Source organism: Amycolatopsis sp. CB00013 (genome assembly GCF_001905755.1).
GTDB lineage: Bacteria > Actinomycetota > Actinomycetes > Mycobacteriales > Pseudonocardiaceae > Amycolatopsis > Amycolatopsis japonica.
Window position 1 is genome coordinate 489,610 of record NZ_LIWC01000004.1, and the last position, 22,400, is coordinate 512,009.

The 22,400-nt window shown below is 69.4% G+C and carries 24 protein-coding genes; 12 read left to right on the plus strand and 12 right to left on the minus strand.

Annotated elements, in window-relative coordinates; translation table 11 throughout:
* The first annotated feature begins 83 nt into the window (after nucleotides 1–83).
* Both AMK34_RS29045 and AMK34_RS29050 read left to right on the plus strand, forming a co-directional pair.
* Entirely contained in the window at nucleotides 84–884 is an 801-nt protein-coding gene (locus AMK34_RS29045) for a TNT domain-containing protein (protein WP_073847475.1), read from the plus strand.
* Nucleotides 881–1,156 carry a hypothetical protein gene (locus AMK34_RS29050; protein WP_007031910.1) on the plus strand — a complete coding sequence of 92 codons (276 nt, stop codon included), beginning with the start codon at nucleotides 881–883 and terminating at the stop codon, nucleotides 1,154–1,156. The genes AMK34_RS29045 and AMK34_RS29050 overlap by 4 nt, the downstream gene beginning before the upstream one ends.
* A gap of 142 nt (nucleotides 1,157–1,298) precedes the next feature.
* Here AMK34_RS29050 and hisN read toward each other — a convergent pair whose 3' ends face one another.
* The gene (gene hisN / locus AMK34_RS29055) at nucleotides 1,299–2,084 is read right to left on the minus strand and encodes a histidinol-phosphatase (protein WP_073847476.1); all 786 of its coding nucleotides are present in this window, start codon (nucleotides 2,082–2,084) and stop codon (nucleotides 1,299–1,301) included.
* Nucleotides 2,085–2,126: 42 nt separating this feature from the next.
* Between hisN and AMK34_RS29060 the strand changes: the two genes are divergently transcribed.
* The 3 genes from AMK34_RS29060 (at nucleotide 2,127) to AMK34_RS29070 (ending at nucleotide 4,693) form a co-directional block, all read left to right on the plus strand.
* A complete protein-coding gene (locus AMK34_RS29060) occupies nucleotides 2,127–2,831 on the plus strand; it encodes a response regulator transcription factor (protein ID WP_038519243.1) in 705 nt (234 codons plus the stop codon).
* A gap of 1 nt (nucleotide 2,832) precedes the next feature.
* Entirely contained in the window at nucleotides 2,833–4,116 is a 1,284-nt protein-coding gene (locus AMK34_RS29065) for an ATP-binding protein (RefSeq protein WP_037332277.1), read from the plus strand.
* Between the two features lie 64 nt (nucleotides 4,117–4,180).
* A complete protein-coding gene (locus AMK34_RS29070) occupies nucleotides 4,181–4,693 on the plus strand; it encodes a hypothetical protein (RefSeq protein WP_228694714.1) in 513 nt (170 codons plus the stop codon).
* Here the strand turns inward: AMK34_RS29070 and AMK34_RS29075 are convergent.
* The 8 genes from AMK34_RS29075 to AMK34_RS29110 all read right to left on the minus strand — a co-directional run bounded on the left by AMK34_RS29075 (nucleotide 4,671) and on the right by AMK34_RS29110 (nucleotide 12,644).
* Entirely contained in the window at nucleotides 4,671–5,084 is a 414-nt protein-coding gene (locus AMK34_RS29075; protein ID WP_037332271.1) for a hypothetical protein, read from the minus strand. The genes AMK34_RS29070 and AMK34_RS29075 overlap by 23 nt on opposite strands.
* 4 nt (nucleotides 5,085–5,088) lie before the next feature.
* Complete coding sequence (locus AMK34_RS29080; protein ID WP_016331368.1) at nucleotides 5,089–5,721, minus strand: helix-turn-helix transcriptional regulator; 633 nt, start codon at nucleotides 5,719–5,721, stop codon at nucleotides 5,089–5,091.
* A gap of 135 nt (nucleotides 5,722–5,856) precedes the next feature.
* Entirely contained in the window at nucleotides 5,857–6,504 is a 648-nt protein-coding gene (locus AMK34_RS29085) for a response regulator (protein ID WP_073847477.1), read from the minus strand.
* 220 nt (nucleotides 6,505–6,724) lie between these two features.
* Entirely contained in the window at nucleotides 6,725–7,561 is an 837-nt protein-coding gene (locus AMK34_RS29090) for an NAD(P)H-binding protein (protein WP_073847478.1), read from the minus strand.
* Between the two features lie 11 nt (nucleotides 7,562–7,572).
* A complete protein-coding gene (locus AMK34_RS29095; RefSeq protein WP_038519233.1) occupies nucleotides 7,573–8,931 on the minus strand; it encodes an MDR family MFS transporter in 1,359 nt (452 codons plus the stop codon).
* A 248-nt stretch (nucleotides 8,932–9,179) separates the two neighbouring features.
* Nucleotides 9,180–9,719: a GtrA family protein gene (locus AMK34_RS29100; RefSeq protein WP_016331373.1), complete on the minus strand. Its 540-nt coding sequence runs from the start codon at nucleotides 9,717–9,719 to the stop codon at nucleotides 9,180–9,182.
* Between the two features lie 179 nt (nucleotides 9,720–9,898).
* Entirely contained in the window at nucleotides 9,899–10,399 is a 501-nt protein-coding gene (locus AMK34_RS29105) for a GtrA family protein (RefSeq protein ID WP_038519230.1), read from the minus strand.
* Nucleotides 10,400–10,409: 10 nt separating this feature from the next.
* A complete protein-coding gene (locus tag AMK34_RS29110; protein WP_073847479.1) occupies nucleotides 10,410–12,644 on the minus strand; it encodes a sigma-70 family RNA polymerase sigma factor in 2,235 nt (744 codons plus the stop codon).
* A 257-nt stretch (nucleotides 12,645–12,901) separates the two neighbouring features.
* On the opposite strand from AMK34_RS29110, the gene AMK34_RS29115 reads away from it, so the two are divergent.
* From AMK34_RS29115 to purE, 5 genes are all read left to right on the plus strand, one after another.
* Nucleotides 12,902–13,774, plus strand: coding sequence for a hypothetical protein (locus tag AMK34_RS29115; protein ID WP_037332256.1), 873 nt, complete (start codon nucleotides 12,902–12,904; stop codon nucleotides 13,772–13,774).
* Between the two features lie 82 nt (nucleotides 13,775–13,856).
* Nucleotides 13,857–15,209: a glycosyltransferase 87 family protein gene (locus tag AMK34_RS29120; RefSeq protein WP_038519224.1), complete on the plus strand. Its 1,353-nt coding sequence runs from the start codon at nucleotides 13,857–13,859 to the stop codon at nucleotides 15,207–15,209.
* On the plus strand, nucleotides 15,184–16,389 hold the full coding sequence (locus AMK34_RS29125; protein ID WP_073847623.1) for a glycosyltransferase 87 family protein: 1,206 nt from the start codon (nucleotides 15,184–15,186) through the stop codon (nucleotides 16,387–16,389). Before AMK34_RS29120 ends, AMK34_RS29125 begins: the two co-directional genes overlap by 26 nt.
* 13 nt (nucleotides 16,390–16,402) lie before the next feature.
* A complete protein-coding gene (locus AMK34_RS29130; RefSeq protein ID WP_073847480.1) occupies nucleotides 16,403–17,587 on the plus strand; it encodes a 5-(carboxyamino)imidazole ribonucleotide synthase in 1,185 nt (394 codons plus the stop codon).
* Between the two features lie 12 nt (nucleotides 17,588–17,599).
* Nucleotides 17,600–18,097 carry a 5-(carboxyamino)imidazole ribonucleotide mutase gene (purE, locus tag AMK34_RS29135; protein ID WP_038519216.1) on the plus strand — a complete coding sequence of 166 codons (498 nt, stop codon included), beginning with the start codon at nucleotides 17,600–17,602 and terminating at the stop codon, nucleotides 18,095–18,097.
* A gap of 73 nt (nucleotides 18,098–18,170) precedes the next feature.
* Here the strand turns inward: purE and AMK34_RS29140 are convergent, their stop codons facing one another.
* The gene (locus AMK34_RS29140; RefSeq protein WP_073847481.1) at nucleotides 18,171–19,820 is read right to left on the minus strand and encodes a class I adenylate-forming enzyme family protein; all 1,650 of its coding nucleotides are present in this window, start codon (nucleotides 19,818–19,820) and stop codon (nucleotides 18,171–18,173) included.
* Between the two features lie 105 nt (nucleotides 19,821–19,925).
* On the opposite strand from AMK34_RS29140, the gene AMK34_RS29145 reads away from it, so the two are divergent.
* Nucleotides 19,926–21,098 (plus strand): acyl-CoA dehydrogenase family protein, encoded by a 1,173-nt coding sequence (locus tag AMK34_RS29145; protein WP_174492065.1) that lies wholly within the window; start codon nucleotides 19,926–19,928, stop codon nucleotides 21,096–21,098.
* Nucleotides 21,099–21,174: 76 nt separating this feature from the next.
* Here AMK34_RS29145 and AMK34_RS42355 read toward each other — a convergent pair whose 3' ends face one another.
* Entirely contained in the window at nucleotides 21,175–21,441 is a 267-nt protein-coding gene (locus AMK34_RS42355) for a DUF3027 domain-containing protein (RefSeq protein WP_083650027.1), read from the minus strand.
* Between the two features lie 106 nt (nucleotides 21,442–21,547).
* Here AMK34_RS42355 and AMK34_RS29155 point away from each other — a divergent pair, with 106 nt between their 5' ends.
* A complete protein-coding gene (locus AMK34_RS29155) occupies nucleotides 21,548–21,976 on the plus strand; it encodes a hypothetical protein (RefSeq protein ID WP_037332246.1) in 429 nt (142 codons plus the stop codon).
* Here the strand turns inward: AMK34_RS29155 and AMK34_RS29160 are convergent.
* Nucleotides 21,924–22,376: a hypothetical protein gene (locus AMK34_RS29160; protein ID WP_073847482.1), complete on the minus strand. Its 453-nt coding sequence runs from the start codon at nucleotides 22,374–22,376 to the stop codon at nucleotides 21,924–21,926. The genes AMK34_RS29155 and AMK34_RS29160 overlap by 53 nt on opposite strands.
* Nucleotides 22,377–22,400: the final 24 nt, after the last annotated feature.

The following is a 22,400-nucleotide window of genomic DNA, read 5'->3' on the forward strand; positions in this document are numbered from 1 at the left end:
GCCGTCCGGCGCTAAGGTCGTAGCGCGTCCTGTCCGCTGCCTCCCCCGTTCATCGGTGGGAACCGATTCCTGGGGGAGGTGCGGTGACCGATCCGAGCGAGGCCGGAACGGGCCCGATCCGGCTGCCCGTCGAGTACGACGCCCCGACACCACCGCACGGGGCTCGCGCTCCGTACGCGCCTTCGCCGTGGCCGCCTTCGGTGGCGCCCTTGCGGGTGCCTTTCCCGCCGAAGCCCGCCGCCCCGCCGCCCATGGGGGCGTTGCGGACGGAACGCGAGAGCGTGATCGCGCTGTTCCTCGTGCACATGTTCCCGATCGGGCATCTCCCGGTCGCGATGGGCAAACCCGCGCGTCAGTTGCCGCTGCCCGACGGCGGTTCCGGCCCGCAGGACCATCCCGAGGCGGACGTGCTCGACGACCTGGACGCGTTGTCCCACGTCAGCAGCGGTTTCCGTCGTTCGCCGACGACTCCGGCCGCCGTTCCGCCACCGGAGTTGACCAGGGGACACCATCCGTGGGGCGAAATGTCCGAAGAGGACTGGAAAGAGCGCTTCATGACCGGAACGGGCTATCTGTGGCCGTCCGACGGTGATCCGGCGACGCCGACGATGCTCGAGGCCGGTACTCATCTCGACCGTTTCGGGGATCAGCACGGCCGGGTGTTCGCCGAGGACGCGACCCTGTTCCCGATGCGCTCGCTGCCGCCGGACCAGGCCGGTGCCTACCGGCGTTACCGCGTCGTCCGGCCGCTGCCGGTCTGGCGTTCGGTGACCGCCGGATGGTTCGGGCAGCCGGGCGGCGGAGTGCGCTTTCGCACGGTGCTGGGCGCCGATGAACTCGTCACGCTGGGCTTCCTGGCGGACGTCACGGGGGAGGTTCGGTGAACACGGGGACGATCCTGCGGTGGCTGGCCGCGCTGGGCGTGCCGCCCGAAGTGGTCTCGGTCGGCGCGGAGGTGGACAACGCCTGGTGCCTCATGCGCACCGAGGAAGAGGGGGCCGAGCCCGCCTGGGAGGTCTTCTGGCGGGAGCAGGGCAACCGGTACGACTGGGCGCGGTTCACCAGCGAACAGGTCGCCTGCCACTACCTCTTCGGACGTCTCGCCTGGTCGCAGGTCGCGCGCGGTGCCGTCGGGCTGCTGCCCGGCGCGCAGTGACCTCGTTGCGCGTGAAGGAGGCCTTCACGCGCGCGTTCCCAGTGAGGGGTGAGTCGAGGACGGCGTGTTGCGAAAGCCACTTTCGCGACGTCAGATGTCCCGAAAGTGGCTTTCGGGACACGCTCCAGGCCTTCACGCGCGTTCAGCGCTTCAGGATCGCCAAGACCTCGTCGTGGAGCAGCCCGTTCGTCGAAAGCGCCGACCCGTTGTCGTAGCGCGCTTCGCCGTTCAGGTCGCTGAAGCGGCCCCCGGCCTCGGTGACCAGCACCTGGGCCGCGGCGACGTCCCACGGGTTCACGATGCATTCCGCGGTGACGTCGAGCGCGCCCTCGGCGACCAGGCAGTGGTGCCAGAAATCGCCGAAGGCGCGGCTTTCCCAGCACGCGTCGACGAGGTCGATGTACTTCTCGCGTGAGTGGTACTCCACCCACGAGTTCAGGTCCGTTGTGGACAGATACGCGTCTTCGAGCGACGCGACCTTCGACACCGAGATGCGGCGTTCCCCGGCGGAGTCGCTCATCCAGGCGCCGTCACCGGCCGCGGCCCACCAGCGGCGGCCGAGCAGCGGTGCGCTGATCATGCCCACCACGGGGTCGCCGTCTTCGACCAGCGCGATCAGCGTCGCCCACACCGGGACGCCGCGCAGGAAGTTCTTGGTCCCGTCGATCGGGTCGAGCACCCAGGCGCGTCCGGTCGCGGCGGTGCCGCCGCGTTCTTCGCCGAGCACCGCGTCGTCCGGCCGGTCCGTGGCGAGGATCGCGCGGATGGCGTCCTCGACGGCGGTGTCCGCGTCGGTGACCGGCGTCCGGTCGGGTTTGCGTTCCACGGCCAGGTCGAGCGCGCGGAACCGGGCGGTGGTGATGGCGTCGGCGGCGTCGGCCAGCCGAGTGGCGAGTTCAAGATCATTCTCGTAGCCGGGCACGGTCACGATGGTTTCACGCCCGGCAGTCGTAGAGTTGACCAGGTGAGCATGGTGCTACTCGCCGAGGACGACCCGGCCATCGCCGATCCGCTTTCCCGCGCACTCCAGCGGGAGGGGTACGAGGTGCGGGTCGTCGGCGACGGGCCCGCCGCCCTCGACGCGACCGAGAGCGACCGCGTGGACCTCCTGGTGCTCGATCTCGGCCTTCCGGGGATGGACGGCCTGGAGGTGTGCCGCCGCCTGCGCGCCAGCGGCACCGAGGTGCCCGTGCTGATGCTCACCGCGCGCACGGACGAGGTCGACTTCGTCGTCGGGCTCGACGCCGGCGCCGACGATTACGTCGCCAAGCCGTTCCGGCTGGCCGAACTGCTGGCCCGCATCCGGGCGCTGCTCCGCCGCCGGGCGCCCGACGTGCTCGAAGCCGGGGGAGTGCGGATGGACCTCGGTGCCCGGATGGTCACCGTCGACCTGCACGAGGTGCAGCTGGCGAACAAGGAGTTCGAGCTGCTCCGGGTGCTGATGAGCCGCGCCGGGCAGGTGGTCAGCCGCGACGAGATCCTCGCCGAGGTGTGGAACGACCTCGAATCGAAGACCTCGAAGACACTCGACATGCACATGTCGTGGCTCCGGCGGAAGCTCGCCATCGCGGCCGACGAGGCGGCGGGCCGCGCGGGCAAACCCGGCGGGAACGGCGACGGCGAACGGCGGATAGCCACCGTCCGCGGCGTCGGCTTCCGCTTCAACGCGGAATAGCATGCGCCGCCGCATCCTCTTGGCGATCCTGCTCGCCGTCGCGGTCACCGCGGCCGTGCTGGGCATCCCGCTGGGGATCACCGCGTGGCAGCTGGTCGAGAACCTCAACCGCGAGAACCTCGCGTCCTCCGCCCGTGGGATAGCGGCGACGCTGGACAGCGAGATCGCCGTCGGCCAGCCGATCAACCTCGACCTGGTCCGGGTCGCCGTGCCGCAGGGCGGTTTGCTGACCGTCCGCGCGCAAGGGCAGATCGAGAAGCGCTACGGCTCCGACCCCGGCTCGGACGTGGTGTCCGAGCGGGCGCCGATCGCGCTGCACGGCGAGGTCGAGCTGTCCGTGCCCGCCGGGCCGATGCGCACCCGCCAGACGCAGGTGACGCTGCTGGTGCTGCTGCTGGTCGTGCTGTCGGTGGGCACCGGCACGGTGGTCGCGACGGTGACCGCGCGAAGGCTGGCGAAACCGCTGAGACACGTCGCGGATCGCGCGGTCAAACTCGGCGGCGGTGATTTCCGGCCGGATCCGAAGCGCTACGGCGTCGGCGAGCTCGACATGGTCGCCGAAGCGCTCGACGCGTCCGGCTCGGCGCTCGCGCAGCTGGTCCAGCGGGAACGCCAGCTCGTCGGCGACGTCTCCCATCAGCTGCGGAGCCGGTTGACCGCGTTGCAGCTGCGGCTCGAACCGCTGACCGTCCACTCCGATCAGGACGTCGTCGACGAGGCGAAGGCCGCGCAGGAACAGGCGGACCGGCTCGCCGAAGCGCTCGACGAACTGCTGGCCGCCGCGCGGGCGGCGCGCGAGGTCGGCGCGGAACCGGTGAACCTGCCGGAAGTGCTCCCCGAGGTTTCCGAAGAGTGGCGGCAGCTGCTTCGCGCCGAGGGCAGGCATCTGCGGATCCGCGTCACCGACGGGCTGCGGGCGAGGGCGACGCCCGGCCGTTTGCGCGAGGTCGTCGGCGTCCTGCTCGACAACGCGCTGCGCCACGGCGCGGGAACGGTCACGCTCGCCGCCCGGCGCGGCGACGCGGACGGCACCGTCGTCATCGAGGTCGCCGACACCGGCTCCGGGGTGCCCGACGAGCTGGCGCCGCATATCTTCGAACGCGGGTTCTCCGGTGGCGGGTCGACCGGTGTCGGGCTCGCGCTCGCCCGTGCGCTCATCGAGGCCGACGGCGGCAGGCTGGAGCTGTCGAGCAAGCAGCCTGCGGTGTTCAGCCTCTTCCTGAAGGTGCCCCGGCCGGGAGACGTGGCCGAGGTGCGGTGGCCCGCCGAGCGGGTCCCTCGCTAACCGCCGCCCCAAGGACGTCCCGATCGGGCAAGGCCGTGTCAGCGCGGCGACTTACCGTCGGGGGGTGCATGCGACGGCGTTCCGGTACCGCCCACCGGTGAGTCCGGTGGCCGCGGCGACCCTGGAGATCGGCAAGGTGGCGGTCACCGTGCGGTTGTCCTTCGACGGCGCGCTGTACGCGTGCCGACGTCCTCCCGGCGTGGTGGAGCGGATGGAGGCCGAAGCGCTCGACCTGCTCTCCAAAGGCCTGTTCGTCAGCGGGATCGACACGCCGGTCGCGACCGTCACGGGGGCGGCGGGCCATCGGTTCGTCCAGCGGAGCGCCGAATTCGAGCCGCCGGACGGCAGGCTCTACCGCGGCATGTGCGGGGTCGGCGCCAGCCGGAACGGGCTGACCCTGACCGGCATCCTCGGCTACCGGCTCGAAGTCCGCGCGGAGTGGGCGAGACGGGCGGGTGACTGCGGCCCGCCGGGGAGCGCCGCCGAATGGTGCGAGCTCTTCGGCGGCGAGCTGGCGTCCATCGGCGGGGTGGTCCTGCGGCGGGCCTCGGTGCTCAGTCTCGGTACTCCGCCGTGACCGTGACGACGAACGCCGCACGGGCCGGCAGGCCGAGGCTGACCCACAACCCGGTCGGATCGGTCTCCTCCAGGGTGATCGGCAACGGCTGCTCGTCGACCACGAGGAATTCCGTCCCGATCAGGACGCCCAGCGAGCGGTCGAGCAGCGTGTGTTCGTCGCGGACCTTGTCCGCCCGCGCGGTGACCAAATAGGACAGTCGGCACCGCTTCGCCCGCACGGCGCCGGTTCCCGGGCCGGCGCCGTGCAGGGCGAAGAGGAACAGATCGACGCTCGACACCCGCGTCTCGGTCTGCCAGGTGGGTTTCGGCGGATCGAGCCGGACCACCGTCCCCTCCGGCAAATGGGGCGCGATGAGCCGGCACAACGCCTCGTCGACCTGGCTGATCACGGGGTCAGATCAATCCCTCACGCAGTGCGTAAGCCACCGCGTGCGAGCGGTTCCGGAGCTGGAACCGGTTGGTCACGTCGTGCAGGATGCTCTTCACCGTGCGCTGCGAGTAGCAGAGCTGGTCGGCGATCTCCTGCGTCGAGAATCCCGACGCGACCAGCTTGAGCACCTCGGTCTCCCGGTTGCTCATGCCACCGAGGTGCAGGCCGCGCGGCTGCAGCACCTGACGCTGCAGCCGTGAGACCCGGTGCAGCAGCCTGCCGAGCAGGTCGGGCGGCAGCGCGCCCTCCCCGGCCGCGGCCGCCTTGATCAGCCGGACCAGGACGTCGGCGCCCGCCTCGGAGCGGCGGGCGACGGCGCAGACGCCGTGTTCGATGGCGCTGAGGATCTCGTTGTCGTCGACTTCGCCCGCGATGAGCACGATGCGGGTGAAGCCCTGGTGGTGCAAGGCGGACAGCAGTTGCGTCATCGCCTCGTCGAGGCGATCGGTGACCAGGAGCGCCACCATGGTCGGGTCGGCGGTCTCCCCGTCCACCAGCCAGACGTCGTCACGGGAGCGGAGCGTCATGCAGACGCCGTTGTGCAGGATCGGATCGGTCGCGCGGACGACCACCGGTGTCCGGTTCGGTTCGAACATGTGATTCCCATTCCCCTCGAACGGTGCGAGGGCCCCACCCCTCGCCCTACTCACCCTGCCGGGTGAGGTGTCCCGAGCGCATGGGACTCCGGTCCCGGAATTGCCCGAAAAGCCGCCCTTATCGGGGTCGCTTTTTCAGCGACCCAGCCCCGCTTCACGGGCGCGCACGATCGCTTCGGCGCGATCCGCGACGTGAAGCTTGCTGAAGACGTTCGAAATATGGTTCCGCACGGTCTTCGGGCTGAGACACAGCGTGCTGGCGATGGCGGTGTTGCTGTGCCCGCCCGCGATGAGCGAGAGGACCTCTCGTTCGCGGACGGTGAGGTCCGGGAACACCGTGTCCGTGGTCGGCTGAGTGTGATTGAAGAAGCCGAGAACCCGGGTCGCGATGTCGGGCCCGAAGATCGCTTCGCGCCTCGCGACGGCGTGCACGGCACGAATGATTTCGTCGGGTTCCGCGTCTTTCAGCAGATATCCGCGGGCTCCGGCCCGCATCGCGGAGAAAACGGATTCGCTTTCGTCGGCCATCGTCAGCATGAGCACGCCGACGCCGGGCCGTTCGGCGACGATGTGCCGGGTGGCCTCGGCACCGCTGATATCGGGTAAATGCAGGTCCATGACCACGACGTCGGGCGCGAGCGCGCTCGCCGCGCTGATCGCGTGCGCGCCGCTCGCGGCCTCGCCGACCACGTCGATCAGCGGTTCGTTGTCGAGCAGTGTGCAGACCCCGAACCGGAACAGCGGATGGTCGTCGACCACGAGCACGCGAAGGCGTTCGTTCATACGGTTCCCCCTGTCTCCCCGACGCGGCACGTTAAGCGAGAGGGCCGGTCACGAACAACGCGAGGTCCGGACAGCGGACCGGCGAGAATTAAACGCCTGATGAGTATCGCGTATCGCGGGGGCCAGCCCAACCCATTAACCCTTTCGGCCCACGTTTGGGTCTCAAGTCCGTGAAGGCCTCCTTCCCTACTCTGAAGGTAGTGAAGGAGGCCTTCACGGATCAGGCGAAGGAAGCGGCGTGCTCGCGAGCCCAGTCCGCGAACGTCAGCGGCGCCCGGCCGAGGAGTTCGCCAACGGTGTCGAACACGATCTCCTCCTTCCCAGCGGACTGCCGTTTGAGTTCGAAGATCCCGTCGACCGCCGAAGCGGGCCAGCCGAACCCGAGCATCCGGGCGCGCGAAGCGGCTTCGGGCTCCTCGACGTAGGTCAACCGCCGCCCGAGCGCGTCGCCCAGGATCTCGACCTGCCGCCGCGTCGTGAGCGCTTCGCCGCCGGTGATCGGGTAGGTCTTGCCCGCGTGTCCGTCGCCGGTCAGCACCGTCGCGGCGACCTCGGCGATGTCGCGGACGTGCACCAGCGCGGACGCCGGATCGCCTTCGGGGACGCGGATGACGCCGTCGCCGCGAACGGCGTGCAGCCAGGCGAACCGGTTGTCCATGAACGTGCCGGGGCGCAGGATCGTCCAGTCCGGCCCGGCCTCGCGCACGGCCCGCTCGGCCTCGGCGTGCACGAGGGAGATCGGATCGGTCTGTCCGAAGTGGACGCCGGTGGTGGAGAGCTTGACGACGTGTGAGACGCCGGCGGCGGCCTTGAGCACGGCTTGTTCCTGGGCGAGTGGGTCCGAGCCGTGGCCGGAGGTCAGCACGAACACGCGCTCGACGCCGTCGAGCAGCGCCGGTTCGAAGGCGTCGAGGTCACCGACGGCGACTTCGGCACGCGGATCGATCCGGGCACGGGAGGGATCGCGCGTCAGGGCACGGACTCGAGCGCCCCTGTCCAGCAGCGCGGGAACGAGTTCGCGGCCGATTTTGCCGGTGGAACCGAGAACGAGGATCATCGGAAGACTCCTTAGTGGTTGCGCCGCAAGGAAACGCGCGGCAGGAAGAGGGAAGCGACGAGGCCGACGGCGAGGGCGGGGACCATTACCCAGAACACGCCGCCGAGCGCGGACGAGTAGCCGGCGGGACTGTCGTCGGTGAAGGCGTTCGTGAACACGGCGCCGAAAACGGTCAGCCCGGCAGTGGTGCCGAGGGAGCGAAGGAAGCCGACGGTCGCCGAAACGGCGCCGAGGTCGGTCCTGGCGACGTTCTGCTGTGCCGCCATGGAAAGCACCTGCATGTTGAGCCCGGCGGCCGCGCCGAACACGACGAGATAGGCGACGACGAGCGGCAACGGCGTTGTTTCGTCCATTGTGGACATCGCGAGCGCGGCGGCGAGGCCGAGGGTCATGCTGAGGATCGGCGCCCAGCGGTAAGCGCCGGTCTTGGCGATGACGCGGCCCGCGACCATCGACGACGCGGCGACCGCGAGCGTCATCGGCAGCAGCAGGAGCCCGGCTTCGGACGGCCCGGCGCCACCCGCGGTCTGCAGGAACAGCGCGAGGTAGTTGACCGAACCGAGGAAGACGAACCCGGCCGCGGCACTGGCCAGCACGCTCAGGCTGAACATCCTGGAGCGGAACAGCCGGAGCGGGACGACCGGTTCGGCCGCGCGGCGCTCGATGAGCAGGAAGGCGACGAGCAGCACCGCGCCGATCGACGCCGACAGCGGAGTCGCCAGGGTCAGGCCGACGATCGCGCCGGACAGGACGACGATGCCCGCGAAGTCGAACGGTGCGGCGGTCCGGCGTCGTTCGAGCCGCAGGAAGCGTGCGACGACACCGAACGCGACCAGGCCGATCGGCACGTTGAGGCCGAAGATCGACCGCCAGCCCGCGAGGTCGGTCAGGACGCCGCCGACGACAGGGCCCGCCAGCGAGGACCCGGCGAAGCAGATCGAGAACCAGGCGAAGTAGCGAGCGCCTTCGCGACCGGGGAACAGTTCGCCGATGATCGCGGCGACCGCGACGAACAGGCCGCCGGAGCCGATGCCCTGCAGGACGCGGGCGGCGATCAGCAGCGGCATCGTCGGCGCGAGGGTGCAGGCGAGGGAGCCGAGGACGAACAGCGCGATCGCGACGAGGACGACGCGCTTGCGGCCGAAGAGATCGCCGAGCTTCCCGTAGACGGGCGCGCTGACGCTGCCGGCCAGCAGGTAGGACGTGGTGACCCAGGCGAACGACGTGGCGCCGCCGAGCTCGCCGACCATGCGGGGCAGGGCGGTCGCGACGACCTGGGCGTCGAGCATCGCCAGGAACACGGCGGCGAAGAGCCCGACGAGGGCAAGGGTGTTTCGGGCGCGCGGAGGCGCGCCGAGAGTGGTGCTCAAGAATGAGATCCGTTCACTGGAAGAAACGAGGGAACGCGAGGGACGCGGAGCAGTGCTCGAAAGCAGCCCCGGATCCCCGCCAAGACGGGAAAAGGCTCAACCGTCATCCGAACCGGATGCGGTCCTCTTCGCGCTTGGCGATCACCTCGAATTCGTCCCGCTCGACCGTACGAACCCGGCCGGCGTCATCAGTGAAGGAACGTTGACATGGATGACCCTAGACAATCACATGTCTTTTGACAAGTGTTTCAGTGGAGCGGAACGACGTCGTCGTCCGGCTCGTCGCTGTCCCGGCGGCGTTTGCCCAGCTCATCGGGGAAGACCCACTTCTTGAAACCCCAGAAGCGGAAGAACATCGCCAGCAGCATGCCGATGATCGACCCGCTCGTGAAGTCCGCGAACTCCTGGACGAACCGCGTCACGTGCGGCACTTCGAGATCGAAGATGTAGCGCGACGTGTAGAGCGGGATCAGGTTGACCACCACGGCGATCCCGCTGATCACGAAGAAGAGCGCCGCCTCGTGATGCCGCTCGCGGCCGCCGCGGGTGCGGAAGGACCACTCGCGGTTGAGGATGTACGACACGATCGTCGCGACGATGATCGCGATCGCCTTCGCCGTGGTCGGCTTCGACTCCAGCACGCTGAGTTTCAGCAGGTACCAGACGCCGTTGTCGACCAGGAACGTCGTGCCGCCCACGATCGCGAACTTCAACAGCTCACGGTGCTTGATCAGCACGGATCGGAGCGGCTCGGGCGTCCTGGAAAGGACGGATTCGACCACGGTCACCAGATCAGTCTAATTCGCGTCGCCCGCCGAACGGGTCGGCAGGGGATGGACAGCGCGATATATGACGCTTTGGGTGTTTCGGCGCGTGGGTCGTGAGTGGCGATTCGGGTTAGAACACGAAACGCCACTCACCACCCACGGGACCGGGGGAGCAAGGGACCTTTGCTACCACGTGGTGGTCAGGCGGCCGGATCGTCGGGAATGCCGGAAATCTCCCGTCCGCCGCCCCGCACCAGCCGCGGCCGCGCGCCGGCCTGCGGGAAGACCCACTTCTTGAACGACCACCACCGGAACGCCGTACCGAGCAGGGTCCCGACGAGCACCCCGCTGACGAAGTCGGCGACCTCCTGGGTCAGCAGCGAGACATGCGGCTCCTCCAGCTTGAACACGTACCGCGAAATCAGCTGCGGAAGCGCGTTGAGCCCGAGCGCGATCGCGCTGAGCAGGAAGAAGAGCGCCGCTTCGTGCGCGCGCTCGCGGCCGCCGCGGGAGCGAAAGGACCATTCACGGTTCGCGACGTACGAGAAAACGGTCGCCACCAGGACACCGATGACCAGCGCGGTCACCGGTTTGTCAGTCAGCACGGTGAACTTCAGCCCGTAGGTGATCGTCATCGTGATGACGAAACTCGCGCCCCCGACCAGGACGAACCGCAGCAGCTCGCGATGCTTCCCCAGCATGCGGGCGACGCTACTGGAAAATGCGGTCGACCACTCCGTTGGGCTGGGTGGACGGCTTGGACTTTCCGGGCCGCGGCGGCGCGCTCGTGGTGGTGGTCGTCTCCGGCTGGGCCGGCTCTTGCTGCGCGGGCTCCGAAGACGTCACGGCCGGCGAAGGCTTCTTCGTCGGGACAGGCCATCCAGGACGCCCAGGCTTCGTCGTGTCCGGAGGGACCGAAGGCTTCGAAGTGACCGAAGGCAGCGAAGGCACCGTAGTCGGCGGAAGCAGCGAGTTGTCGTCACACATGTGGCGCCAGCAGTCGAGGTAGACGGCGACCGGCTTCGCCTTGGCGGTGCCGAGGGTGGCGTTCACCGTCACCGGCATCCCGTCCGCCGGGCGGCCTTTCAGCACTACTGTCAGGTGCGCCTCACGCCCCGGGGTCAGCGAGCCACGCGAAGTACACGACGCCCCTTCGCCGGTCGGAGTGCATCGGATGCCGGAGAAGCTCCACGAGTGGAGTACGCGGTGGTCGAGAGTGATCGTCACCGGCTTCGTCGACTCACCGGTGTTCGTCACGTCGATGGTCATCCGCGGATTGGGGATCCAGGGATACGAGGACGGCCAGACGCTATTGGCACGCAGAGTGAGAGCGTCCTGCGGCGCCGGCACCTTGACCTTCACCTCGATCGACACCTTGATCTGCGCGCCCGCCGTCATCGAACCGGTGACCACGCTGCCGTCCTCGGCCGTCCCGTCGGCGCGCAGCCGGAACTTCAGCACCGCCGACTGGCCCGGTTCGAGACCGGTACCGGTCCGGCAGGTCACCGTGCCGGTGCCGCCGGGGCAGCTCACCGTGATCGGGCCGGGTGCCTGCTGCCGGAAGCCGTTGGCGCCCATCGCCCCACCGCCGCCGGCGGCGGGAATGGCCCGCACCCCCTTCGGCAGGTTCAGCGAGACGGCCACAGGCTCGGACTTCGTTCCGCCGTCGTTGCGCACGGTGATCGGCAGGTCGGCCGGTTCGCCCGGCCTCAGCTGGACACCGCCGGGCGGGGTCGACGCCGTCATCACCGGAGGCGCCGGGATCACCGGCGTGGGTGCGGGCGGCTCGGCGGGGGTGGGCGTCGGGGCAGGTGCCGGGGCCTGGGCCGGAGGTGGCTCCTGCTGGGCGGGCGGCACGGGCTGCTGCGCCGGCGGGACGGCGGGCGGAGCCGGGGGCGGGGCGGCAGGCGGCGCCGGAGGCGCGACGGCGGGCGGAGGGACCGCGGCGGCGGCCGGGATCTCCTGGGTGCCGCCACCGGCGGCGAGCGCCACCGCGACGGCGGCGACGATGGCCGCGCTCGATCCGGCCACACCGGCGAATTGGCGCGGTCCGGCCGCGGCGGCACCGGCGGCGCCGCCCGAAGTCGAACCCGCGGCGGCGGCCGTCGCGGCCGCGGTGACCGCGCCCGCCTTGCCCGCCCCGGTCGTCGCCAGGTATCCGAGAGCCGCGCCACCGAGCACGATCGGCGCGATGATCCCGCGCAGACCGGTGTTGACGTCGGCCAGTTCTGCGGCCAGCGCGCGGCATTTCTCGCATTCGTCCAGGTGGTTCTCCACCTGGGCACGTTCGCGTTTGGACAATCCGTCGCGGGTCCACGCGCCGAGCTTGTCCGCGCTCGCGCGGCAGCGTTCGGCGGAGTTCTCGGCCAGGTGGACCTGCAGATACGCCTGCCGCAGGCCTTCACGCGCCCGGTAGGCGAGCGCGGAGACACCGTTCGCGGTCAACCCCAGCAGCGGCGCGACCTCGGCGGGCGTCTGCCCTTCGATCTCGGTGTGCCACAGCACCGCCTGCCACCGCTCGGGCAGCCTGGCGAACGCCTTCGCGGCGAGCGTGCGCTCGAGCCCGGCGACGGCCGTGTCGGAGAAGGGGACGGTCAACGCTTCGCCGACGGCACCGCCGACGTCGGACATGTCCTCGTTCAGGTCGACGCGCTTGTCCTTGCGCGTCTTGTCGTAGGCGGTGTGCCGGAGCGCGGTCAGCAGGTACGCGCGGAACGCGGCGTCGGGGCCTTTGCCGCCGCGCAGCGTGTCCAGCACCTTCGCGAAGGCTTCCGAAACGAGGTCGTCGGCTTCGGAACTCGAGCGGGCGAGCTGGCGGGCGAGGTTGTGCGCCGCGCCGGCGTGACGCTCGTAAAGGGTTCCGTAAGACGCGATCTTCCCGTCACGCACCTCGGCGATCAGCTCGGCGTCACTCTTACCGGAGAGATCGGCGGGAACGGTGGACACGGGGCTCCTTCATCTGCGGGTTAGGCGGGTCTACTCTTCCTAACGCCCGAACACGCTCAGTGTGACGGAACGGGCGACGCACGTCACCTCGCGGTCCCTTCGATGACCCGGAGGGCGCAACGCCATCACCCAGGATGGGTTACCGAAGAGTTCGGAAAGATCCTTGAAAAACGCCGTCACGCGCGGCGTCGACGGGCGTCCCCACCGTGAAGCGATCGCAAGATCGAAAAGATCGGAACGGAAAGGGGCGGTGGGCAGTGGACGTACCGGCCACCGGTGCGCCGTCCGGGGGATCCGACGGGCAAGCCGCCTGGAACCGGTTCGAACGAGATCGCACGCTCCGCGCACTGCGGGCCCGCTGGCGGACGGCCAGCCTGGCCGCGGGCTGGCGTTTCCCCAGCGACTGGGGCCTGCCCGAGGTCGACGCCGTCTGCGCGGCGGTGATCAAGAACGGCCGGGTCGCTCCCGCGGAAGTGGCGGAGACCGCCCTCGCGGGGCTGGGCCGGGCACGGGCCGCCGCGGGCGCGGGACTGGCCGAGACGCTCGCGGACCTCGCGGCGCTGCACGCCGTGCTCGCCGACCCGGACGCGGTGGACGGTTTCCTCGCTCCGGATGTCGACTCCACGCCCTCCCGGCTACTCCGGGTGACGGCGCTGGCGTGGGCGGACGTCGCGACCGACCAGCTGGTGAACACCGAGGTCACCGAACCCCTCACCGGTCTGCCCACCGCCGCGTACCTGAGGACCCGGCTGAGTGAGCTGTACCGCCAAGCCCGCCGCGACGAGCGGCCGGTCGCGGAGGCGCACACGCTGCTCGTGGTCTCCATGGACTTCAGTTCGGTCGCGGGCTGGCCCCGGCTGACCGGGATGATCCTGGTCGCGGACGCGTTGAAGCAGGTTTTCGACGGCGGGGAGAGCGTCGCCTCGATCGGGCCGTCCGTCGCGGGCGCCCTCGTGCCGAAGGACGTGAGGCTCGCCTCGTCCGGCGTCGCGCTGCGAAGGGCGCTCAACGAGCGGCTTTCGGTGGACGCGCAGTTGCGCGACACGGGCCGTCCGCAGATTTCGGCGGTCCGGCTCCCGGCGACCTACGACCTGGCGTGCGATCTGCTCGGCTCCCTCGCCCGCTCCTGACGCTGGGTTAGCGTAAGAGGTTCTCCAGGTCACGGGCGACCCTGTCGACCAGGCACAACCCGGTTCATGATTTCCTGTTTGCGTGACCCGGACTGTTGACGCCGACGCCAACGGCGACGTTTCGGCGAGCCGACCGCAGCATCGTCTGTCGCTGCGGAAGTCGCTCGCCCGCTTGTCCGTCCGGCCGAGGTCGATCCTGATCCTGTCGGTGATCCCGCTGGTCGCGATCGGTTTCGGCATCTGGGGATGGCAGCACGAATGGGTGCTGGGCGTGGACAGCGCGGTGTACCGCGCCGGTGCCGAGACCTTGCTCAACGGTGACCCGCTGTACGACGCGAACACCCTTCCGGTGGAGCCGTGGTGGGCGCTGTTGCCGTTCACCTACCCGCCGACGGCCGCGCTGCTGTTCATCCCGCTCGCGATGGTCCCGACGCAGGTCGCCTGGGGGCTCCTGACCGCGGTTTCGCTGCTCGCGCTGGCACTGTGCGTCCGGATCGCCATCGGCGCGCTGCCGAAGCCCTCGACCGACGGTCCCCGCTGGTGGGCATCGCCCGCCCGGTCGACGATCGCGTTCTTCCTGGTCTTCCTCGGCCTCGAACCGGTGTGGCGCACGATCTTCCTCGGCCAGATCAACATCATCCTGATGGCGCTGGTGATGCTCGACATCCTGGTCATCGGGGCGCGGGGCAGCCGCTGGGGCGGCGTGCTCGTCGGCGTCGCGGCCGCCGTGAAGCTCACCCCGATCGTGTTCCTGGGGCATCTGTTCATCACCGGCCGCCGGATGGACGCCGTCCGCGGGCTCATCACGTTCGTCGTGATGCAGGGCCTGATGTTCCTGATCATCCCGCACGACGCGGCCCGCTACTGGACCTACACGCTGCCCGACACCGGCCGCATCGGCCCGGTGCACTGGGCGGGCAACCAGTCGCTGAACGCGCTGATGAACCGCTTCACCGAACTCGCGCCCTGGGCGTCGAAGGCGGCGATGGGGATCGGCGCGCTGCTCGCGATCCCGGCGATCTGGCTGGTGCTGCGCTTCCACCGCAAGGGCCAGGCGCTCGCGGCGATGCTGGTGACGGCGTTCTGGATCCTGCTGATCTCGCCGATCTCCTGGACCCATCACTGGGTGTGGGTGGCGCCGCTGGTCGTCCTGCTGGTCTCGCGCCTGCCGAAGACCACGCCCGCCACCGCGTGGAAACGCTGGCTCGGCACCTTCGCGGTGTTCTTCGTCTTCATCAGCTGTGTGCTGCTGATCCTGCCGAACGGCCGCAACGTCGAGCTGCACTGGAAGGTGTGGCAGAACATCCTCGGCAGCGCGTACATCTTCATGCCGTTGGTGCTGGCGGTCGCGCTCGCCGGACGCTGGTGGTACCTGCGGCGGAAGCAGGGCACGGGGGACACCGGAAAGCATGCTGAAGTCACGTCCGGCGGCTGAGGCCCGGCTCGTCGGGATCACGCTGGCGGGTGTGCTCGCGCTGGCGATGCTCACGCTGGGCGTCGTCGCGTGGCTCGGCGAATGGCACCTCGGCGCGGACAGCGCCGTCTACCGGGCCGGCGCTCTCACGCTGCTGAAGGGCGAACCGCTCTACACCCGCGAGGCGCTGACGACGCTGCCGCCGTGGGTGCTGCTGCCGTTCACCTACACCCCGGCCGCGGCGCCGCTGTTCCTGCCGCTCGCGATCGTGCCCGCCGGGCTGACCTGGGGCGTCGTCGGCGCTCTGTCGCTGGTCTGCCTCAGCGTCGTGATCTCCGTCGTCGCCCGCGCCTGCGGCGCCCCGCTCACCCGATGGTGGGTGCTGCCGCTGGCCACGGCGGGCGCGCTGGCGCTGGAGCCGGTCTGGAAGACGATCTTCCTCGGGCAGATCAACCTCATCCTGATGGCGTTGATCGTCGTCGACGTCCTGGTGCTTTCGGCGCGCGGTTCGCGCTGGGCCGGGGTGCTGATCGGGATCTCGGCCGCGATCAAGCTGACGCCGCTGATCTTCGTGCCGCATCTGCTCTTCACCGGACGCTGGAAGGACGCGCTGCGGGCGCTGGGCACGTTCGTCGCCCTCGAAGCCGTGATGTTCGCGGTGATCCCCGGTGACGCCGTCCGGTTCTGGACCGAGTCGGCGACGGATCCCAGCCGGGTCGGCTCTGTGCACTGGATCTTCAACCAGTCACTCAACGGCCTGGTGAACCGCGCTTCGGAACTCGCGTCGTGGTCACTGGCGGTGGCCGTCGCCGTCGCCGCAGTCCTGGCCGTTCCCGCCGTCTGGCTGGTCGTGCGCCTGCACCGCCGCGGCGACCCGGTCGGCGCGCTGCTGGTGACCGCGTTCTACGGGCTGTTGCTCTCGCCGGTGTCGTGGTCACACCACTGGGTGTGGACGGTGCCGCTGCTCGTCCTGCTCGTCGTCCGCCGATCGTGGGTTCCGGCCGCGGGCGTCGCGGTGCTGTTCGCGAGCGGCGTGATCATGTTCGTGCCCAACGGCGGGGACACCGAGTTCGGCTGGGGGCTGGGGTGGTCGCTGCTCGGCAACGTCTACGTCCTCACCGCTGCGATCGCCATCACAGGCCTGGCCGTGCGGGAGCTGCGACGCGGGTCCGCCCAGGTCGCGGCGGTGGCGGCCAAGTAATCTGCACGACGTTATGGACAAACGAACCGGTCTTCCGATCGTGGGCATGGTGGGCGGCGGACAGCTGGCCAGGATGACCCACCAGGCGGCGATCTCCCTCGGCCAGTCCCTGCGCGTGCTGGCCGCCGGGGAGAACGAATCCGCCGGCCTCGTCGCGGGCGAGGTCGTGCACGGCCACCACACCGATCTCGAAGCGCTGCGCTCGTTCGCCGCCGGGGTCGACGTGCTGACCTTCGACCACGAGCACGTTCCCGGCGAGCACCTGCTGACGCTCGCGATGGAAGGCGTCACCATCCGGCCGGATCCGGCCGCGTTGTCGATGGCGCAGAACAAGCTCGTCATGCGCGAGATGATGGCCGGGCTCGAGATCCCCGGCCCCGCCTTCGCCGAAGTGTCCTCTGTGGACGATGTGCTGACCTTCGGGGACAAGCACTCGTGGCCGGTGGTGCTCAAGGCGGCGCAGGGCGGCTACGACGGCCGCGGTGTCTGGATGCTCGACACCGCGCAGCACGCCCGCGAGACCGTCCCCGAACTGCTCGACGCCGGAACCCCCTTGCTGGTCGAGGAAAAGGTCGTCATGCGGCGCGAACTGTCCGCGCTCGTGGCCCGGTCCCCGTTCGGGCAGGGCGCGGCGTGGCCGGTGGTGGAGACCGTGCAGTCCGGCGGGATCAACACCGAGGTGCTCGCCCCCGCCCCGGGGCTGAGCCTCGAACGCACGCAGGAGGCGCAGGACCTGGCGCTGCGGATCGCCGCGACGCTGAACGTGACCGGCCTGCTCGCCGTCGAGCTGTTCGAGACCGACGAAGGCCTGCTGGTCAACGAACTCGCGATGCGCCCGCACAACTCGGGCCACTGGACCCAGGACGGTTCGAAGACTTCGCAGTTCGAGCAGCACCTGCGGGCCGTGCTCGACTACCCGCTCGGGGTGACCGACCTGATCGCCTCCGCCTGTGTGATGGCGAACGTCCTCGGCGCGCCCGAGGCACCGGAGATGGGCCCGGACGAGCGGCTGCACCATCTGTTCGCGCGGTACCCGGACATCCGCGTTCACTTGTACGGCAAGGGAGAACGCCCCGGCCGCAAACTCGGCCACGTCAACCTCGTCGGCGAACGCATGGAGGAGTTGCGCGACCGCGCGCTGCTCGCCGCGCACTGGCTTTCCCACGCCGTCTGGCTCGACGGCTACGAGATCCACTAGGAGTAACTGAGTATGTCGCCGCAGGTTGGCCTGATCATGGGCAGCGATTCGGACTGGCCGACGATGGAAGCGGCCGGGCAGGCGCTGGCCGAGTTCGGCATCGAATACGAAGTCGGCGTCTACTCGGCGCACCGCACTCCGCAGCGGATGCTCGACTACGCGACTTCGGCCGCTTCGCGCGGTGTGCGCGTGATCATCGCGGGCGCCGGCGGTGCCGCGCACCTGCCGGGCATGGTCGCTTCGGCGACCGTGCTGCCGGTGATCGGGGTGCCGGTGCCGCTGAAGTACCTCGACGGCATGGACTCACTGCTCTCGATCGTGCAGATGCCCGCCGGTGTCCCGGTCGCGACGGTCTCCGTCGGCGGGGCGCGCAACGCGGGTCTGCTCGCGGTGCGCATCCTCGCCGCGTCCGATGAGGAGCTTCAAGCGAAAATGGCGCGATTCCAGGCGGATCTGGAGCAGCTGGTGCTCGACAAGGACTCCGCGCTGCGGAAACGCGTCGAAGGCTGACCCCGCATTTCGTCCTCTGAATGCGGTGGTTCGATGGCGAACTATCGCATTCAGAGGACGAAACGCGCGGGGTTCAGTCGGCGAGCTGCTTCCGCAGTTCCCGTTTGAGCACTTTCCCGGCCGCCGAAACGGGGATCTGGTCGACGAAGTGGATCGCCCGCAGTCGTTTGTACGGCAGCACGCGTGCGCCGACGGCTTCCAGGAGTTGTTCGGCCGTGACGTTCTCGTCGCTGCGCACCACGAACGCGACCGGTAGTTCGCCGACCTCGGTGTCCGGTTTGCCGACGACGGCCGCCGCCGAGACGCCGGGCAGGGTGATCAGCAGCTCTTCGAGTTCGCGCGGGAAGACGTTGTATCCCTTGTACAGCAGCATGTCCTTCTTGCGATCCACAATGGACAGATAGCCGTCCTCGTCGAGGATGCCGATGTCGCCGGTGTGCAGCCAGCCGTCGACGAGCGCGGCCGAGGTCTCCTCGGGGCGGTCGCGATAGCCGATCATCACCTGCGGGCCGCGTAGGCAGACCTCGCCGCTTTCCCCGGCGGGCAAAGGATCTTCGCCGCCTTCGGCCGGGACGATCTTGATCTCGGTGTCGGGGAGCGGCAGGCCGACCGAGCCCACCTTCCGGACCGCGGAGCGGTAGGCCGGCGCGATGACGGCTCCCATGGTGACCTCGGTGAGGCCGTAACCCTCGATGACGAGCACACCGGGGAAGCGTTTCTGCAGGGCGCGGATCATCTCGTGGTTCATCGGCGCCGCGCCGGAACCGATGGTCAGTACCGAAGACAGGTCGGCTGTGTGAAACTCGGGGCAGGCGAGCAACGCGGCGAACAGCGCGGGCGCGCCGCCGATCGTGGTGACCCGCAGCAGTTCGGCGTCGGCCACGTACGCGGCCGGGTCGAAGCGGTCGTGCAGGACGATGGTGCCGCCGTCGAGCAGCGGGACGTTGAGCGCGGCGATGGTGCCCATGGCGTGGAACCACGGCGTCAGGTTGAGGGCGATCCCGGTGCCGATCCGCGACGGCCACTCGTCCGGGCCGCCGAGCTGCTCGACGATCACTTCTCCCGAATCGTCGACGGCGGGGACCGCGCCCAGTCGCCAGCAGGAGCTCTGCAGGCTGTTGACCACGACGTTCCGATGCGGCAGGCGGACACCTTTCGATCGTCCGGTGGTGCCGCCGGTGTACGCCAGATGGGCGAGATCGCGGTAGATGTCGATCTCGACGTCCGGCCGCTCGTCGGAGTGACCGGAATGGAACTCCGTGAACTCGACCTCTCCCTGCCCGAGTGCCTCCGGCGGGTGAACGACGATGGTCAGCCGGACCGACGTCCGATCGCGCACCGAAGCGAGCACGCGCGCGAACGGGCCGACGGTGACGGCGGCGACCGCCCCGGCATCAGCCAGTTGGACGGCGAGGTCGTCGGGCGGGAGCAGGGGATTCGCCGGGCTGAAAGTCGCCCCGGCGAGCAGCGTTCCGTAGTAGGCGACCGGGTACGCCAGGCAGTTCGGCAGGTGGAGCGCGACGACGTCGCCCCGGCCGATGCCCTCGGCGCGCAGGGCGTTCGCGAACCGGCAGGCCGCGCTGTACGTCTCGGCGAAGGTGAGGCTCTGGTCTCCGTGGGCGAAGGCCGTGCGGGAGCCCCAGCGAGCAGCGGCGCCGGCGAGCACCGAGCCGACCGGGACCTCGGGATAATCGAGCGACCGGGGGAACGGGGTGAGCTCCATCACTCGAACGTACGGACTTTGCGGTCAAAGACACAAGCGCTCGCGATGTCGCACCATGTGAACGAGCGCTAACATCGGTCAAACTCCCAAACGCGGTTAGAAGAGGTGACGAAGGTGTCTGACGGCCCGGGTCTGTACCAGCTTGCCGAAGAGCACGAGGAGCTGCGGGCCGCGGTGCGTGCCCTCGCGGAGAAGGAGATCGAGCCGTACGCGGCCGAGGTCGACGAGAACGAGCGCTACCCGATCGAGGCGTACAACGCGCTGGTCAAGTCGGGTTTCAACGCCGTGCACATCGACGAGGCCTACGACGGCCAGGGCGCGGACGCCATCGCCGCCTGCATCGTCATCGAAGAGGTCGCGCGGGTCGACGCGTCGGCGTCGCTCATCCCGGCGGTCAACAAGCTGGGCACGGTGCCGATCATCCTTTCGGCGTCGGAAGACCTCAAGAAGCTCGTGCTGCCTTCCATCGCCTCCGGCGAGGCCTCGGCGTCCTACGCGCTTTCGGAGCGCGAAGCCGGCTCGGACACCGCCTCGATGCGCACCCGCGCGAAGCTCGACGGCGACCACTGGGTGCTGAACGGCACCAAATGCTGGATCACCAACGCGGGTGAATCGTCCTGGTACACCGTGATGGCGGTGACCGACCCCGAGGCCGAGAAGAAGGCCAACGGCATCTCCGCGTTCGTCGTGCACAAGGACGACCCCGGCTTCACCGTCGGCTCGAAGGAGCGGAAGCTCGGCATCAAGGGCTCGCCGACCCGCGAGATCCACTTCGAGAACGCCACCATCCCGGCCGACCGCATCATCGGCGAGCCCGGCACCGGCCTGAAGACCGCGCTGCGCACCCTCGACCACACCCGCCCGACCATCGGCGCGCAGGCGCTGGGCATCGCGCAGGGCGCGCTCGACGCTTCCATCGCGTACGTCAAGGAGCGCAAGCAGTTCGGCAAGTCGATCTCGGAGTTCCAGGGCGTCCAGTTCATGCTGGCCGACATGGGCATCAAGATCGAGGCCGCGCGGAACCTCGTCTACGCCTCGGCCGCGGCGACCGAGCGTGGCGACAAGCGCGGCGGCTACATGGCCGCGGCCGCGAAGGCGTACGCGTCGGACATCGCGATGCAGGTGACCACGGACGCGGTGCAGCTCTTCGGTGGCGCGGGCTACACGCGCGACTTCCCGGTGGAGCGCATGATGCGCGACGCGAAGATCACCCAGATCTACGAAGGCACCAACCAGATCCAGCGCATGGTGATGGCGCGCGCCCTGCTCAAGGGCTGAGCCCCTCGAAGTACATGAAGGCCCCCTTCCTTGCGTCTAGCGCAAGGAAGGGGGCCTTCATGTACTTAGGCGCGCGTCAGCCGAATGAGCGGTCGCCGCGTTCTGTGAAAGCAGTGCAACCGTCATGTTCGAAGCGGACCACTCCGTCGAAGAACGAACGCGCATTGGTGCAGGCGCCGTAGTCGTCGCCGAGCCGTCCGTGCAAGGCGACCCAGAAGGCGCATCCGCCACATTGCTCGCCCTGCCGGTCACCGAGGCGGTTGAATCGTTCGCGCCAGCGCGCGTGGCAGGCGCGGTTGAACTTTTCGTCGTCGCCCGACCAGGGCTGGTTCGTGGCGGGCACGGTGTGAGGTTAGAGGCACCCGTTCGCGCGGGCGATCGGTTTGACCCTCGGTGAGATGCTTCACGGAAGTACGGCGATCATGGGCCGCCGGTGTCACTCTCGAAGGATGTTCTGGTTCGCTCCGGTGTCGTGGACACCGCACGACGAGGCCGAGCTGATCGCCGGCTGGCGGTTGTGGCTCGAACTCGGGGATCGCACGTGGCCGTCGGCCGCGTGGGACGGGACGGCGGCCGACGTCGTCAGGCCGCTGCGGGAGCTGGTCGCGGCCTGCGACGAGATCGAGACGGGGTACCGCGGCGCCGTCGACGAGCCGTCCGAGGAGTTCATCCGGATCATCCAGTTCCTCGTGTGGACCGTCAGCACGGTCATCGAGCTGTGGGCCGACGACGAGGTCCCGCTCGACGCCGAGCGGATTGCGTTGCTGCACGCCGATCTGGCCGGGTTCGCCGAGCAGGCGGAGCGGGTGCTCGAGTTGCTGGCCGTCAGTGGCGGCTGGACGGGTCTGGCCGCGGAGCATCGGCGGACGGGTCGCTGAGCGATTCCGGTTTCTCGACCCAGGCGAACCGCGATCCCGCCAGGTGCTCGTCCAACGCGCGGTCCAGCGAGAGCAGGGTCACCGGATTGCCGAACGGATCCTCGCCGGGCGCGATTTCGTAGCCGAGCCGGATGACGGACTCTTCTTTCTCGTCGGACTCGACTTCGTGACGGGTGACACCGTCTTCGATCGACCACGTGCCGCCGAGAGTGTGATGGAACTTCAAGACCAGTTCGCCGGGCGTCGACCACATGAAACGGGACACCGCGAATTCGGTGCTCCAGCTCGACCAATAGAGCCATCCCGAGCCGTCGTCCCGAAACGCCAGGTCGACGGACTCGACGCTGCCCGGATGCACCATCTCGTCCGACCAGAGGCCGGCCAGCCGTTCGTCCGTCACGAAGGGGGATTCTGCCGTATGGGA

Coding starts and splice junctions, on each gene's coding strand:
- AMK34_RS29090 (WP_073847478.1), bottom strand. CDS start 7,561: ATGATCCTCGTTCTCGGTTCCACCGGCAAAATCGGCCGCGAACTCGTT.
- purE (WP_038519216.1), top strand. CDS start 17,600: ATGTCGCCGCAGGTTGGCCTGATCATGGGCAGCGATTCGGACTGGCCG.
- AMK34_RS29085 (WP_073847477.1), bottom strand. CDS start 6,504: ATGAACGAACGCCTTCGCGTGCTCGTGGTCGACGACCATCCGCTGTTC.
- AMK34_RS29105 (WP_038519230.1), bottom strand. CDS start 10,399: ATGCTGGGGAAGCATCGCGAGCTGCTGCGGTTCGTCCTGGTCGGGGGC.
- AMK34_RS29125 (WP_073847623.1), top strand. CDS start 15,184: ATGCTGAAGTCACGTCCGGCGGCTGAGGCCCGGCTCGTCGGGATCACG.
- AMK34_RS29155 (WP_037332246.1), top strand. CDS start 21,548: ATGTTCTGGTTCGCTCCGGTGTCGTGGACACCGCACGACGAGGCCGAG.
- AMK34_RS29065 (WP_037332277.1), top strand. CDS start 2,833: ATGCGCCGCCGCATCCTCTTGGCGATCCTGCTCGCCGTCGCGGTCACC.
- AMK34_RS29130 (WP_073847480.1), top strand. CDS start 16,403: ATGGACAAACGAACCGGTCTTCCGATCGTGGGCATGGTGGGCGGCGGA.
- AMK34_RS29060 (WP_038519243.1), top strand. CDS start 2,127: ATGGTGCTACTCGCCGAGGACGACCCGGCCATCGCCGATCCGCTTTCC.
- AMK34_RS29140 (WP_073847481.1), bottom strand. CDS start 19,820: ATGGAGCTCACCCCGTTCCCCCGGTCGCTCGATTATCCCGAGGTCCCG.
- AMK34_RS29080 (WP_016331368.1), bottom strand. CDS start 5,721: ATGTTCGAACCGAACCGGACACCGGTGGTCGTCCGCGCGACCGATCCG.